The organism is Streptomyces altiplanensis (genome assembly GCF_053591575.1).
In genome coordinates, this window is the sequence record NZ_JBSFUB010000057.1 from 1 (window position 1) to 14,293 (window position 14,293).

Sequence of the window (14,293 nt, forward strand, 5' to 3'; positions counted from 1 at the left end):
GGCACTTCCCGGTGCCGTACGCGCCGCACGCCGTCGCCCTGACCGGTGAGCGCCGGGGCCGGTTCGGCTCCGCCGGCCGGCCCCGGCCCGGGCGGTCAGTTCGTACTCTCCGCAGGGGCGGGTGTCTTGGTCACGCCCGCCACCAGCGTCGGGCCGGCCGGAGCGGCCGGGACGGCGCCAGGTCATGCACGGAACACGGTTCCTCCTTCTTGCTCTGCTGCGGGGACCCCGGAGCCGCCGGGGACACGGTCAGCCACCCGCTGCCGACCAGCTCGGCGGCCAGGTACGCGGGCGGCGATCCGTGGTCCGCCGCGGAAAGACCGGTGGCCAGCAGCCGGTCGACGGCGAAGGCCTGCGGTTCCCCGCACTCGGCCAGTGCCAGCGTCACCACATTGAGCAGCACGGACCCGCCGTACGGCAGCCGGGTGAGGGTCACGTCCGGCGCCAGCCGCAGCACGACCGGTACCGGTACGGGCGCAGGCGCGGGCGCGGGACCCGGTACGGCGTCGGGAGCGCTCACCGGTTCTCCCTCAGCCACTTGCACACCCACACCAGGCGCAGCAACGGAAGGGCGTGCTCCGCCAGTTCGCGCCCGTCGCGCAGGACAGCCAGGACCCGGTCCACGTCCAGCACGCCCAGACCGGCCAGTACGCTCTCCTGCTCCAGCCAGCCGTGGATACGCCTGCGCTCCCGGTACAGGTGGCCGGCCGCGGCCAGCCGCAGCCAGTGGCCGGACGGCGCGCGGCAGGCGCCGTACACCCGCCGGCCGTCGACGGCGCGTTCGAGCGGCAGGTGGTTGCGGAACGCCCCGCGGTGGATCCGTCCGAGCTTCGCGGGGGGCAGCGAGGCCACCGCCGCGATCACCCGCGGGTCCAGGGCGGGCAGCAGGGCCCCGCCCGTACCGCGTTCCTCAAGACCCGCGACCACCCGGCCCGAGACCGGGTCGAGGAAGTCGAGGTGGTCCTTCCACAGCGCCAGCATTCCGTGCCGGGAGGAGGAGAGCGCCTCCTCTCCCGCCCGGGTGAGTCCGGGCAGCGGCGCCGCACCGGCCGGCCCGGGCGGCGCCGGCTTCCCCGCCGGCTGTCCGTCCGGGGCCTCCCGGCCGCCCGGCCCAGGCGAGAACGCCACGTTGCGGCCGAGGAGTTCGCGGGCCTCGGCAAGACCGCTCAGGGTGCCGGTGGTGTGGAAGGGTTCGCAGCCCAGCAGCCGCCACCCGCGGTACCCCGCGCCGGCCTCGGGCGGCCGGGCCGACACCAGGTCCTTCAGCAGCCCGCCGCTCACCACCGGCAGTCCGCAGCTGTCGCTCAGCCGGGCCGTCAGCCGCAGCGGCACCTCCCTGTCGGGCAGCGGGGGAACGGGCTCGCGTCCGCTGACCGGTTCATGGGTGAACAACTTGGCGGGATCGACCCGGACGTACCTGATCTCCAGGCCGGGAATCGGCGGCGGCACGACCGGGGACCTCTCTCCCCAGGCGCCCCCGAAGTCCGCGTGCAGCAGTACGGGCCGGTGTCCCGCCGCCAGCGCGCTGACGGCGATGAACGCCGAGGCGAGCCCTCCGCTGTACGCGATGGCGTAGTCACCCTTCAGGCCGTCCAGGGCGTGGCCCACCGCCTCGGCCAGCCCCGTGCGCGGCTCGGGCAGCTCCGGCCGGTGCCGCGTGACGGTGACCCCGGCCGCGTTCACCCGGACGGCGGTCCCCACGGCCAGGCGCCGCACACCCGGCAGCAGAGTGGCGTCGGGGGAGGGCACCGTGCCGTGGACCAGTGCGAGCAACTGCCCCGGATCGGGCAGCCGGCGGGGTCCGCCCGCGAGGAACGCGCTCAGGTCGTCGCCCCACTCGACGCGTCCGTAACCGATTCTGTAGTACACGGACCGGCTTCCGGGACTGCTCCGGCTCAGCCGGAAGACGTCCGGTGCCGGCCGTTCGACCCGTACGCCGCCGGGCTCCGTCCAGGAACTCGGCTCGGTGCAGCGGACCCCGTCGCGGGTCGCCTCCGCGCACCCCGGCACGCCGGCCGGACCCGGCTCCGTTTCCGTCGTCGCTCCGGGCTTCGGCCCCGTCACCAGTCCCGCCCCGACCGGTGGAGCTCGACACAGGTCTCCCGTACCGGCAGCGAGGTGCTCACCACCGCTTCCCCGCACTGCACCCACGCGTGGAAACCCGCGGGCGGCGTGACCGGCACCATCTCGCGACCCAGGTGGAAGGAGGCGGGAATGCCCATCCGCCGCAACCCCGCCACCAGGTAGAGCGCGTCGTCCACCGGGCCCAGGAACCCCATCGTCAGACGCTGTGCGAACCGCAGCCGCGTCACGGCGGCACAGGCGTCCCGGTGCCCGGGGCCGCGGCCCGGACGGTGGGTCCTGTGCACGCGCGGCCAGTGGTCGAGGCGGTACGAACCGTCCTCGCCCTTGACGGATTCCACGAACCGGCGCGCGCCGCGCGCCGCTTTCACCAGCAACAAGAAGGCCCTCCCCGAGCACAGTGACGAGTGGTGGGACAAGTGGTGGAGCAAGGGACGAGTGAGGGGACAAGCAAGGGGACGAACGAGGGCCGGGCGGGCGGAGGGGCGGGTGGCGGACCCGGCCCTGCTCGCCCGCTCGCGGACGAACCTCCAGCCGCACCGGCCGCCGCCGGCCCCCGTGCGGGCCCCGGCGACCGTGGCGGGGGTGGCGGACACGTACTGCCGCAGGCCGTCGCCGGCGAGGCGTGCGGCAAGTGACGCCGTGGTCACGGTTCCCCCTTTCTCCGTACGCGGCCGGGGCCGCGCACGTTGTCCGCTCGTCACTAAAAGTATCTTCGTCCGCACACACCGTCATCGGGCGTGCGGAAGCTCTGCCTCCGGTGACCAGTGCGCCGCTCACGCTCTTGTGGGCGGGCCTGCCCGCCTGTAGGGGGCGGCCGTGGTCGGCGCGCCCCGTCCCGGCCTGTAGCGTCGGGGGCATGGGTGAGCACTCTGTAGTGGATGTCGGCGACGTACGCCTGGCCTATCGGACCTGGGGCGATTCGTACGGAGCGCCGGTCGTGCTGCTGCACGGGCTGGGCGCTTCGGCGGCGAGCTGGGAAGAGGCCGGGCAGGTGCTCGGCGAGGAATGGCGGGTCTACGCGATCGACCTGCGCGGGCACGGCGAGAGCGACTGGCCCGACGAGTACGCGGTCGAGCTGATGCGGGACGACGTACTGGGTTTTCTCGACGAGCTGGAGCTGGACCGGGTCGGTCTGGTCGGCCACGGCATGGGCGGTGTCGTCGCCCGCCTGCTGGCCCAGGAGCACGCGGACCGCGTGGAGCGGCTCGTCCTGGAGGACGCTCCGCCGCCGTTCCCCGGCGGTGCGGCGGTGCGGGACGTGCGCCCCGACGAGCCCCTGGACTACGACTGGCCCGTCGTGCCGGCCATCACGCGCCAGCTCGCCGACCCCGACCCGGACTGGCTCGACGGCCTCGGCGAGATCGTCGCGCCCACCCTGATCATCACGGGCGGTCCCGACAGTCCCGTGTCCCGGGACCGGATGCCGGACATGGCCGCGCTCATCCCCGACTGCCGGACGATCGCGATCCCGGCCGGTCGCAGCGTCCACGAGGAGCAGCCCCGCCCGTTCGCCCAGGAGGTCACCGAGTTCCTGACCAGCTGACCCCCCGGGCGTCTTCGCCGGCCGCCGGGAGAAACGATTCTTCGGTTCTTCCTACCGGTGGTACCAGTCCGTGCTGTCGCTGATGGCGATCGAGACGTACGTCTGATGGATCGCCACCAGGGAGGCCACGAGCCTGGGGTCCCAGTGGTCCTGCAGGACGCGGTAGTCGCCCGCCAGGCCGCGGTAGGACATCACCGCCCGGCCCGCGCCGTCACGCCAGACGATGCGGCGCGGGGTCGCGACCGGGTCCTGCGCCATGCCGGTGAAGGCGGCGACGACCAGCACGAGGTTGAGGGGCAGGAGCACCGTCCACCACAGCGCCCACCACATCAGGCGGCCGGCCGAGCCGCGCACCGGGGGCGCGCCCTCCTGCTCCACGGTCCAGTGCGACCGCCCGATCCGGAAGATCCGTCCGCGCCGCAGGCAGATGCGGCCGATCGGCGCGCCGTCCGGGTCCAGCACCCGGTAGGCGAAGCGCGGTCCGCCGAACCCGAAGCCCGTGCCGCGTTCCGTCGTCACCGAGGCGAGGGCCTCGCTGCCCCGGTCGTCGCCGAACAGGAGGATCTCCCGGGCGCCGGGGAGGTACGCGTTCGGTCCGCCGGAGGTGTTGCGCAGCAAGTACGCCACGGGGCGCGGCCCCTGCGGCGTACCGTCCTCGGCGACGACCATGACCGGGGTGCCGGGCTTGACGCCGGGCGAGGTGTCGCGGCCGCGCGCAGTCTGGCTGCGGGGGTCGGACATTCTGTACGTGATCGCCATGCGGCGGCCCCCTGTTCCGTGATCCGGTCCGTTCTGGTCCGTTCCGGGGCGTCAGCCTAATGGCGGACCGCGCGCGCACTCTTGCCGGGCGGCGCCCTCCATGGCATACAGGTCTGGACCATTGCTCTCGAACGAAGGGTCCGACCGTGCAACGCCCCACCGTATGCGCCGTGTTGGCCTGTTCTGCCCTGCTCCTGCTGTCGGCGACCGCCTGTACCGCGACCGAACCGGACCGGGACACCGAGAGTCCCTCCAGACCGGACGGCGTGACTGCCCGCGCGGGCAGCGCGACATCGGTCCACGTGATGTGGGAGCGGTCGACGGACGACGAGGCCGTCACCGGTTACGAGGTCTACGAGAAGGGCGCCAGGGTCAAGACCGTGCCGGGGGCGCGCCACATGACCGACATCGACCGCCTGACCCCCTCGACCGCCTACACCTTCACCGTCCGCGCCCGCGACGCCGCAGGCAACCTGTCCGCCCCCAGCGGGGCCGTCCCCGTCACGACCCCGGCCTCCACGCCGGACGACCGGAAAGCGCCGTCCGCGCCCGCGAAGCTGCGCGGCCGGGCCGAGGGGACCGGCGCGGTGCGCCTGTCCTGGGAGCGGGCCGCCGACGACACGGCCGTCACGTCGTACGACGTCTACCAGGAGGACTCCCGCATCCACAGCGTGCGGGGGAGCGCCACCACGGCCCGGGTCACCGGCCTGCGGCCCGGAACCGTCTACACCTTCACCGTCCGGGCGCGGGACGCCGCCGAGAACTCCTCCGGGGACAGCAACGCCCTTGACCTGACGACCGCTTCGGGACGCGGGGACGGCCCGTCCACCGCGCCCACCGCCCTGAAGGCGACGGCCACCCGTACGAAGGCGGGCGTACGCGGCATCGACCTCAGCTGGACACCGCCGCGTACGGGCGGCGGCGAGGTGCGCGAGCACCAGCTGTTCCTCAACGGCAGGCTCGCCACGACGATCGTCTGGGGCGCGGCCCCGCCGGCGGGCACGGCGACGTACCGCTTCACGGTCGGCGAGCCGCCCGGCACCCGGTACAGCATCAAGCTCCGCGCGAAGCTTCCGGACGGCAAATGGGGTGACTTCTCGGCGCAGCGGACGGTGGTGACGCGCTGACCGGCGCCGCCGGGGGCGGCACGCTCCGCCCCCGGTGCTGTGCGGTACCGGGGGCGGAGAGCGGAGGGTGCGGAGGGGGTCAGCCGCGCAGCTGCTCGTACGCGGGCAGCGTGAGGAAGTCCGCGTAGTCCTCGTCGAGCGAGACCGTCAGCAGCAGGTCGTGCGCCTGCTGCCACTTGCCGGCCGCGAACGCCTCCTCGCCGAGCTCGGCGCGGATCGCGGCGAGCTCCTCGGCGGCGATCTCGCGGGCCAGCTCCGGGGTGGCCTTCCGGCCGTTCTCGAAGACGACACCCGCGTTGATCCACTGCCAGATCTGCGAGCGGGAGATCTCGGCCGTCGCCGCGTCCTCCATCAGGTTGAAGATGGCGACGGCGCCCAGACCGCGCAGCCACGCCTCGATGTAGCGGATGCCGACCTGGACGGCGTTGCGCAGGCCGTCGTACGTCGGGACCGCGTCCAGCGAGTCGATGGCGATCAGGTCGCCGGGGGCCACCGACACGTCCTCGCGCAGCCGCTCCTTCTGGTTGGGCCTGTCGCCCAGGACCGCGTCGAAGGACGCCATGGCGATCGGCACCAGGTCCGGGTGCGCGACCCAGGAGCCGTCGAAACCGTCGGCGGCCTCGCGGTCCTTGTCGGCCTTGACCTTCTCGAAGGCGACCTTGTTGACCTCGGCGTCCTTGCGGGACGGGATGAAGGCCGCCATGCCGCCGATGGCGTGCGCGCCGCGCTTGTGGCACGTGCGGACGAGCAGCTCGGTGTACGCCCGCATGAACGGGGCCGTCATCGTCACGGCGTTGCGGTCCGGGAGGACGAACTTCGCCCCGCCGTCACGGAAGTTCTTGACGATGGAGAAGAGGTAGTCCCAGCGGCCCGCGTTGAGCCCGGCCGCGTGGTCGCGCAGCTCGTAGAGGATCTCCTCCATCTCGTACGCCGCCGTGATCGTCTCGATCAGGACGGTCGCGCGGACGGTGCCCTGCGGGATGCCGACGTAGTCCTGCGCGAAGACGAAGATCTCGTTCCACAGGCGCGCCTCGAGGTGCGACTCGGTCTTCGGCAGGTAGAAGTACGGGCCCTTGCCGAGCTCGATGAGCTTCTTGGCGTTGTGGAAGAAGTACAGGCCGAAGTCGACGAGGGCGCCCGGCACCGGACGGCCGTCGAGCCGGAGGTGGCGCTCGTCGAGGTGCCAGCCGCGGGGCCGCATCACCACGGTCGCCAGCTCCTCGTCCGCCTTCAGGGCGTACGACTTGCCGGACCTGGGGTCGGTGAAGTCGATCCGGCGCGCGTACGCGTCGATCAGGTTGCGCTGGCCGAGGACGACGTTCTCCCACGTGGGGGCGGACGCGTCCTCGAAGTCGGCGAGCCAGACCTTCGCGCCCGAGTTCAGGGCGTTGATGGTCATCTTGCGGTCGGTCGGACCGGTGATCTCCACGCGGCGGTCGTTGAGCGCGGCCGGGGCCGGCGCGACCTTCCAGTCGCCCTCGCGGACCTGTGCGGTGTCCGGGAGGAAGTCCAGCGTGGAGGTACGGGCGATCTCGGCACGGCGCTCGGCGCGGCGGGCGAGGAGCTCGTCACGGCGCGGCGTGAACAGCCGGTGCAGCTCGGCCACGAAGGCGAGGGCCGCGTCGGTCAGGACCTCGTCCTGCCGGGGCAGGGGCTCGGCATCGACGATGGCCAGCGGGGACGGCGCTGGTGCGGACATGAGCTGTCACTCCTTAGGCGGGCGACGCCTGACGGCCGCCGGGTCGCCTGCGAACGGCACAGCGTGCCATGGCTCCGAGATACGGTCGCGGGCGCCGTCGGTGGTACAGGGCGCTTCTGACGTGTGGATAGTAGTTTCCTCATGGTGGAAGTTCAACGGTCTGTTGACGTCGAGATTCTCCGAGTCGACAGAAACTGTCGCTGAGTGCCACACCGGTCACTCCAAGTGGATCAGGTCCTCCGCGGTGTCGATGTCGTACGCCGCGGCCACGTCCCCGCACTCGACGAGCGTGACCGCGTCCTCGTGCTGCTTCAGATAGGCGCGTGCCCCCCGGTCGCCCACCGCAGTCGTCCGGATGTCCGCCCACCGCTCGGCGCCGAAGAGCACCGGATGCCCGCGCCTGCCGTCGTACGCCGCCGCCACGAGACTCGAAGGGGAGCGGTACGCCGCCACCACCCGGCCCACCGCCGCCGCGCCGATCCCCGGCTGGTCGACCAGCGAGACGAGCGCGGCTGAAGCCCCCGTACCGGCCAGGGACGCCAGACCGGCCCGCAGCGACGAGCCCATCCCCTCGTCCCACCGGGGGTTGTCGACCAGCACGCACCCGCTCAGGTCGGCGCGGGCCCGCACCTCCTCGGCCGCCGCGCCCAGCACCACGTGCACCGGACCGCAGCCGCCCTCGCGCAGCACCTGTACCGCGTGCTCGACCAGCGGCCGCCCCCGGTGCTCCAGCAGCGCTTTCGGCCGTCCGCCGAGCCGCCGTCCGCCACCCGCCGCCAGCAGCAGCCCCGCGATCTTCGGGACTCCGTCATCTCGTGTACGTGTCATGGGTTCTGCATACCTCCTCGGAACGGGCACCGACGGCCCCTCCTTGGATAGGGTGCCGTTCCGTATCGGTGTTCAGCGGGGGAGACATGAGTTGATGAGTGGTCAGCAGCCGGACCGGGGCAGTGCCTCGCAGGTGTTCCAGCCTCTCGCGGGGGACGACCCGAAGACCATCGCCGGGTACCGGCTGGCCGCCAAGCTCGGCGCGGGCGGCATGGGCAAGGTGTACCTCTCGTACACGCCCGGCGGCCGGCCCGTCGCCATCAAGGTGATCCGCCCCGAATTCGGCGAGGACCCCGAGTTCCGCCGCCGGTTCGCCCAGGAGGTGCAGTCCGCGCAGCGCGTGCAGGGACTGTTCACCGCGCCCGTCATCGACGCCGACACCGACGGCGCGCAGCCCTGGCTGGCCACCGCCTACGTGCCGGGCCCCTCGCTCGCCGACGCCGTCGTCGCGCACGGGGCGCTGCCCGTCGAGGCGGTGCTGCTGCTGATCGCCGGCATGGCGGAGGCCCTGCACGTCATCCACGGCGCGGGCATCGTGCACCGCGACCTCAAACCGTCCAACGTGCTGCTCGCCGCCGACGGCCCCCGCGTCATCGACTTCGGCATCGCGTACGCCGCCGACGCGACCTCGCTCACCGGTTCCGGCGTCACCATCGGCACCCCGTCGTTCATGGCCCCGGAGCAGGCCGCCGGCCGCCGGGTGACCCCGGCCACCGACATCTTCGCGCTCGGCCAGGTCGCGGCGTACGCGGCGACGGGGACCCCGGCCTTCGGCGAGGGCACCTCGCACGGGGTGCTCTACCGGATCGTCCACGAGGAGCCCGACCTCACCGGCGTCCCGGAACGGCTGCGGGAACTGGTCACCCGCTGCCTGGCCAAGGACCCCGAGGCCAGGCCGTCGATCACCGAGATCATCGGGATCTGCCAGTCCGCCAACGCGGAGACGGTGCTGCGCCGCCCCGAGGACTGGCTGCCGAGCCCGGTCGCCGCCGACATCACGGTACGCGCGGCCGCCCCCGCCCCGGTCCAGACCCCGCCGCCCCCGGCCGCCGCCCCGCCCGCGGCCTACTCGCCCACCACGCCCGTCGCCCCGGCCACCCCGCCCCCGGGATTCGGCCCGGCCTCGCCGCACCGGACCCCGCCCCCTCCGGGGTACAGCACGCCGGCTCCGTCCCACGCCCAGGCCTACGCCCCGACCCAGATGCCGGCGCCCGCCCCGGCGTATCCCGGTCACCCCGGTCACCCCGGCCACCCCGCGTCGCAGAAGTCTCCGGCCAGGCGGGGGCCGCTCCTCGCCCTCGCCGCCGCGCTGGTCTTCGGGCTCGCGGGCGGCGGCACGGCGTACCTCCTGCTCAAGGACGACGGGAAGCAGGTGCAGAGCAACGGCTCCTCCCAGGGCGGGCAGACGAGCGACGGGAACGAGAACGCCGACCCGAAGGAGACCGGCCAGAAGGAGACCGGCCAGAAGGAGACCGGCCCGAAGGAGACCGACCCCGAGCCGGACCCCGAGCCCAAGCCCGACCCCGAGCCGGCCGACTACAAGGGCATCAACCTCACCGCCGGCTACCACCTGACGCTCGGGGAGGAAGACGTCCGGCCGCAGAAGGGCGAGGACGGATCGTACGAACTCTCCTACGACACGGGCGGGTACCTCGACGCGGAGAGCGAGGGCGGAACCCTGGTGCTGCTCGATCCCGGGCAGGAGGGATCGCTCGCCGCCTGCCGCGCGGACACCCGGTACACCGAGACGATCTACGTGGACAAGCTCTCGAAGGGGCGGCAGGTCTGTGTCACCACGGGCACGGGGCACATGGGCCTCGTCACGGTCCAGGGGTTCTCGGCCGAGGAATCGCCCAGTGACTACATGAGCCTGGACCTGACCGTCTGGCGCAACGCCGCCGTCTCCTCGCCGGAAAGCTGAGGCCGGCCGCCAAGTGGCGGACAGCCCTCCGATTGTCGTTAACTGACCCCCGGCTCTTGTGTACGCCGTCCGACCAGCGGCGTACGGGCTGAACCACTGGCAAGACCTGCACATCACTGTGCGAGGGGGAGAACTGTGCTGAGAAGTGTGGAACACCGGCGTGCGGCCGGCAACGGTACGGACCCGCGGGTGACGGAGCTGCGTGCCGCCGTCTCGCGGCTCCGCCGCGAACTCGCCGCCCACCCCGCCGAACTGCCCGACCGGGGCGTCGCGGAGGACGAACTGGCGTCGCTGCACGCCATGGCGCTCGACGGCGCACCCGAGGCCATGCGGCTGCGGCGTTCGCTGCTGCTGGTCGCGGCGTCGATCGGCTCGGTCGGCGCGCTGGCCGGGGCGATGGCGCAGATGCGCGGCGCGGTCGAGCTCTTCGGGCGCGACTGACGGCTGCGAAGGCGCGGAGGTGGAGGGGCGGACCGGATTCCCGGTCCGCCCCTCCACCGCTTCACGCCGGCGCCTTCTCCGCGACGCCGGCCCGGGCGGCGGTGCGCCGCCCGGCGGGTACCAGCCGTGGAGCGGAGTGAGAGCCGTGCGGCGACCGCAGCGCGGTCACCGCCGGATCAGCCGGCGGGCCGTCGCCGCCGCCACCGCGGACGTCCGCGAGTCCACACCCAACTTCGCGTAGACGTGCACCAGATGGGACTTGACGGTCGCCTGGCTCAGGAAGAGCTCCTTGCTGATCTGCAGGTTGGACAGACCGTCCCCGACCAGCTGGAGCACCTCCAGTTCGCGCCGCGTCAGCGCCTGCGCGGGGGCCCGCATCCGGTCCATCAGCCGGTGCGCCACGGCCGGCGCCAGCGCCGACTGCCCGGCCGCCGCCGTACGGACCGCGCCCGACAGCTCCTGGGGCGGGGCGTCCTTGAGCAGGTAGCCGCTCGCGCCCGCCTCCACCGCCGCCAGGATGTCGGCGTCCGTGTCGTACGTCGTCAGGACGAGGACCCGGGGCGCGCCGGGCCGCGCCGTGATCGCGGCGGTGGCCTCGCAGCCGTGCATCCTGCCCGGCCCGAACTGGAGGTCCATCAGTACGACGTCGGTCTCCTCCACCGCGGCGAGCTCCACCGCCCGCTCCGCGGTCGCCGCTTCCGCGACGACCACGAAGTCCTCCTCGGTGTCGAGTACGGCGCGCAGGCCCGCCCGTACGACGGGATGGTCGTCTGCGAGCAGCAGCCGCACGGGGGCGCCGGGGGCGCCGGAAGCGGTCATGCGGTGTCTCCGGCGGGGAGGGGGAGGGTGATCGCGACGGCCGTGCCCTGCCCCGGCGCCGACTCGACGCTCAGCGTGCCGCCGAGCGAGCGGGCCCGCGAGCGCATCGCGGGCAGGCCGAAACCGCCGCCCGTCTGCGCGCGGGGCGCCACGGGGTCGAAGCCGGAGCCGTCGTCCACGATGTCCAGCGCCACCGAGGTGTCCATGAAGCTGAGCGTGACCCCGGCGCGGGCCGCGTCGGCGTGCCGGACCGTGTTGGCGAGCGCGGACTGGGCGACGCGGAGCAGCGCCACCTCGTACGGGGTGGGCAGCTTCACCGGCGTACCGCTCACGCCGAACCGCACAGCGGGCCCCGCGGTCGCCGCGCACAGCCGCTCCAGGGCTGCGGTCAGCGAGCCGTGCTCCAGGCCGGGCGGGGCCAGTGCCCGTACGAAACGGCGCGCCTCGGCGAGATTGTCCTGCGCCGCCTCCCGCGCCCGCCGGACATGGACGGCGGCCGGATCGCCGGCGAGCAGCGTGCGCTCGGCGGCGCGCAGCAGCAGCTGGATGCTGGACAGGCCCTGGGCGAGCGTGTCGTGGATCTCGCGGGCCAGCCGCTCGCGCTCGGCCAGTGTCCCGGCCGTCCGCTCGGCGGCGGCGAGCTCCTCGCGGGTCGCTATCAGCTCCTCGATGAGCTCGCGGCGCCGCTCGCTCTCCCGGTACAGCGCCTGGTGGCCGAGGACCGTCGCCACGGCCACGGCGGCGCCGAGCAGGGGCCCGATGAAGGTGCCCGGCGTCACCGCCTGTCCGTGCAGGACGAAACCGGCGATGGCGGCGGCGGCCGTCGCGGCGACGGCCGCCAGGCCCCAGCGTGTCGGCAGCAGGTGCAGCTGGAGGAAGTAGAGGGGGAACGCCGTCCACAGGCCGTCGGGGGACAGGGCCAGCAGTATCAGCCAGGCGACGCCCAGCGCGCCGAGCCATGCGGCGGCGGACCGGGGCGAGCGGCCGACGGCGGGGCTCAGGGCCCCGAGGGCGTAGACGACGGCCGTCGTGACGGCCGCGACGACCACCGCGGCCGCGTGCGGGGCGTCGTCGGCGACGGCCTTCACGGCGGCGAGCGCGAGGAGCCCCGCGAGCAGCGCGTGCAGGCACAGGCGCAGCGCGCGCAGCACGGGAGCGGGGGGAGGGGAGGAGGGGGAGGAACGGGAATCCATGGCTTTTCCAGCGTAGGGCTCGGGCGCCACCGCCTCGTCGATCAAAAGATTGATGTCGTGGCGATCCGTGGCGCGATGCTTTCGCCCGCCGCCACGACCAGGCTGGAACCATGTTCGTCGCATGGAGAGACCTCCGGTTCGCCAGGGGCCGGTTCGCGCTCATGGGCACGGTCGTGGTGCTGATCACGCTGCTCGTGGGGCTGCTGTCCGGCCTCACCGCCGGGCTGGCCAGGGACAACACCTCGGCCGTCACCTCGCTGCCGGCCGACCGGCTGGCCTTCGGCCGGCCACCCGAGGGGCAGGAGGTGTCGTTCACCAACTCCTCGGTGACGGAGGCGGTCTGGCGGGAGTGGGCCCGCCGGCCCGGCATCACCGGTGCGCGGCCCCTGGGCATCCGTACGGCCAACGCGAGCGCGGGCGACCGGACGGCCGCCGTGTCGGCGTTCGGCGTCGAGCCGGACTCGGGGCTCGCCCCGGTGAGGGGCCCGGGGGCCGGCCGGGCCGTGCTGTCCGCCCCGGCGGCCGAGGACCTGGCCGCCGGACCCGGCGACAGGGTGCGGATCGCCGGCGTGGAGGTGACCGTCGCCGCGGTCGGGGGCGAGGCCTCGTACAGCCACACACCCGTGGTGTGGATCTCGCTCGACGACTGGCAGCGGCTCGGCCACAGCGGCGCCACCACCCGGCGGCAGGCCACGGTCGTCGCCCTGACCACCGGCGAGGGCGCGGACCTCGCGGCGGGCGACAGGGCCGCGGGCACCGAGACCCGCACCCTCGACGGCTCGCTGAACGCCCTCGCCTCCTACCGGGCGGAGAACGGCTCGCTCCAGCTGATGCGCGGCTTCCTCTTCGTCATCTCGGCGCTCGTCGTCGGCGCGTTCTTCACGGTCTGGACGATCCAGCGCAGCGGCGACATCGCGGTCCTCAAGGCGCTCGGCGCCTCCACGCCCTACCTGCTGCGCGACGCGCTCGGCCAGGCCGTCCTGCTGCTCTGTGCCGGTACGGTCCTGGGCACCGCACTCGCCACCCTGGTCGGCGGCGCCGTCGCCGGCGGCGAGGTCCCGTTCGTACTCGAACCGGCGACGCTGCTCGTCCCCGCCGCCGTCACAGCGGCTCTCGGTGTGGTCGGCGCCGCCCTCTCCGTCCGGCGCATCACCGCCGTCGATCTCCTCGTCGCCCTCGGGAGCACCCGATGACCCTCTCCCTCGCGGAAGTGACCCTCACCTACCCCGACGGCGAGTCCCGCCTGACCGCGCTCGACGACGTCGGCCTCGACGTCGCCGCGGGCTCGCTCACGGCCGTCGTCGGCCCGTCGGGCTCCGGAAAGTCCAGTCTGCTGGCGGTCGCCGCGACGCTGGTCTCCCCGGACCGCGGAAGGGTGATCGTCGACGGTACGGACACGGGTTCCCTGAGCCGGGCCGAGAAGGCGGAGCTGCGGCGCACACGCATCGGCATCGTCTTCCAGCAGCCGAACCTGCTGCCGTCCCTCACCTCGGCCGAACAGCTCCAGGTGATGGCCCACCTGTCGGGGCGCCCGCCGCGCAGGGCCCGTGACCGGGCCCGGGAGCTGCTGGACGCGGTGGGCCTCACGGACCGGGCCGACCGCCGCCCGCACCAGCTCTCCGGCGGTCAGCGCCAGCGGGTGAACATCGCCCGCGCCCTGATGAACGAACCGGCGGTCCTCCTGGTCGACGAGCCGACCAGCGCCCTCGACCACGAGCGGGGCGCGGCCGTACTCGACCTGCTGGCCGCACTGACGCGCGAGCGCGGTACGGCGACGGTGCTGGTCACGCACGACCGCGCGCACCTGAAGCGGATGGACGCCGTGGTGACGATGACGGACGGGCGCATCTCGGTTTGACCCGTATCCCAACCTGGCCC

14 protein-coding genes are annotated in these 14,293 nt (G+C 73.7%); 6 read left to right on the forward strand and 8 right to left on the reverse strand.

Going from position 1 to position 14,293, the window contains the following annotated elements; all coding sequences use genetic code 11:
• Positions 1-130 precede the first annotated feature (130 nt).
• The 3 genes from adfB to ACWD0Y_RS23125 form a co-directional block, all read right to left on the reverse strand.
• A complete protein-coding gene (adfB, locus tag ACWD0Y_RS23115) occupies positions 131-520 on the reverse strand; it encodes an actinodefensin-associated protein B (RefSeq protein ID WP_450262213.1) in 390 nt (129 codons plus the stop codon).
• Positions 517-1,869, reverse strand: coding sequence for a hypothetical protein (locus ACWD0Y_RS23120; protein ID WP_450262214.1), 1,353 nt, complete (start codon positions 1,867-1,869; stop codon positions 517-519). Before ACWD0Y_RS23120 ends, adfB begins: the two co-directional genes overlap by 4 nt.
• Positions 1,870-2,060: 191 nt before the next feature.
• Positions 2,061-2,453 carry a lasso peptide biosynthesis protein gene (locus tag ACWD0Y_RS23125; protein ID WP_450262256.1) on the reverse strand — a complete coding sequence of 131 codons (393 nt, stop codon included), beginning with the start codon at positions 2,451-2,453 and terminating at the stop codon, positions 2,061-2,063.
• Between the two features lie 488 nt (positions 2,454-2,941).
• On the opposite strand from ACWD0Y_RS23125, the gene ACWD0Y_RS23130 reads away from it, so the two are divergent.
• The gene (locus ACWD0Y_RS23130; protein ID WP_450262215.1) at positions 2,942-3,628 is read left to right on the forward strand and encodes an alpha/beta fold hydrolase; all 687 of its coding nucleotides are present in this window, start codon (positions 2,942-2,944) and stop codon (positions 3,626-3,628) included.
• A 51-nt stretch (positions 3,629-3,679) separates the two neighbouring features.
• Here ACWD0Y_RS23130 and ACWD0Y_RS23135 read toward each other — a convergent pair whose 3' ends face one another.
• Complete coding sequence (locus ACWD0Y_RS23135) at positions 3,680-4,387, reverse strand: hypothetical protein (RefSeq protein WP_450262216.1); 708 nt, start codon at positions 4,385-4,387, stop codon at positions 3,680-3,682.
• Positions 4,388-4,533: 146 nt separating this feature from the next.
• Between ACWD0Y_RS23135 and ACWD0Y_RS23140 the strand changes: the two genes are divergently transcribed.
• The gene (locus tag ACWD0Y_RS23140; RefSeq protein WP_450262217.1) at positions 4,534-5,514 is read left to right on the forward strand and encodes a fibronectin type III domain-containing protein; all 981 of its coding nucleotides are present in this window, start codon (positions 4,534-4,536) and stop codon (positions 5,512-5,514) included.
• 79 nt (positions 5,515-5,593) lie between these two features.
• Here ACWD0Y_RS23140 and aceB read toward each other — a convergent pair whose 3' ends face one another.
• A complete protein-coding gene (gene aceB / locus ACWD0Y_RS23145) occupies positions 5,594-7,213 on the reverse strand; it encodes a malate synthase A (RefSeq protein ID WP_450262218.1) in 1,620 nt (539 codons plus the stop codon).
• A 216-nt stretch (positions 7,214-7,429) separates the two neighbouring features.
• The gene (locus ACWD0Y_RS23150) at positions 7,430-8,041 is read right to left on the reverse strand and encodes a nucleotidyltransferase family protein (RefSeq protein ID WP_450262219.1); all 612 of its coding nucleotides are present in this window, start codon (positions 8,039-8,041) and stop codon (positions 7,430-7,432) included.
• Positions 8,042-8,135: 94 nt separating this feature from the next.
• Here ACWD0Y_RS23150 and ACWD0Y_RS23155 point away from each other — a divergent pair, with 94 nt between their 5' ends.
• Positions 8,136-9,962 (forward strand): serine/threonine-protein kinase, encoded by a 1,827-nt coding sequence (locus ACWD0Y_RS23155; protein WP_450262220.1) that lies wholly within the window; start codon positions 8,136-8,138, stop codon positions 9,960-9,962.
• Between the two features lie 189 nt (positions 9,963-10,151).
• On the forward strand, positions 10,152-10,403 hold the full coding sequence (locus ACWD0Y_RS23160; RefSeq protein WP_450262221.1) for a DUF5955 family protein: 252 nt from the start codon (positions 10,152-10,154) through the stop codon (positions 10,401-10,403).
• 165 nt (positions 10,404-10,568) lie between these two features.
• On the opposite strand, the gene ACWD0Y_RS23165 is transcribed toward ACWD0Y_RS23160, so the two are convergent.
• Together ACWD0Y_RS23165 and ACWD0Y_RS23170 are read right to left on the reverse strand one after the other, a co-directional pair.
• Positions 10,569-11,222, reverse strand: a complete 654-nt coding sequence (locus ACWD0Y_RS23165; RefSeq protein WP_450262222.1) for a response regulator — start codon at positions 11,220-11,222, stop codon at positions 10,569-10,571.
• Positions 11,219-12,415 carry a sensor histidine kinase gene (locus ACWD0Y_RS23170; protein ID WP_450262223.1) on the reverse strand — a complete coding sequence of 399 codons (1,197 nt, stop codon included), beginning with the start codon at positions 12,413-12,415 and terminating at the stop codon, positions 11,219-11,221. The genes ACWD0Y_RS23165 and ACWD0Y_RS23170 overlap by 4 nt, the downstream gene beginning before the upstream one ends.
• Before the next feature lie 110 nt (positions 12,416-12,525).
• Here ACWD0Y_RS23170 and ACWD0Y_RS23175 point away from each other — a divergent pair, with 110 nt between their 5' ends.
• Positions 12,526-13,608 (forward strand): ABC transporter permease, encoded by a 1,083-nt coding sequence (locus ACWD0Y_RS23175; protein ID WP_450262224.1) that lies wholly within the window; start codon positions 12,526-12,528, stop codon positions 13,606-13,608.
• On the forward strand, positions 13,605-14,273 hold the full coding sequence (locus ACWD0Y_RS23180) for an ABC transporter ATP-binding protein (protein ID WP_450262225.1): 669 nt from the start codon (positions 13,605-13,607) through the stop codon (positions 14,271-14,273). Before ACWD0Y_RS23175 ends, ACWD0Y_RS23180 begins: the two co-directional genes overlap by 4 nt.
• Positions 14,274-14,293 lie beyond the last annotated feature (20 nt).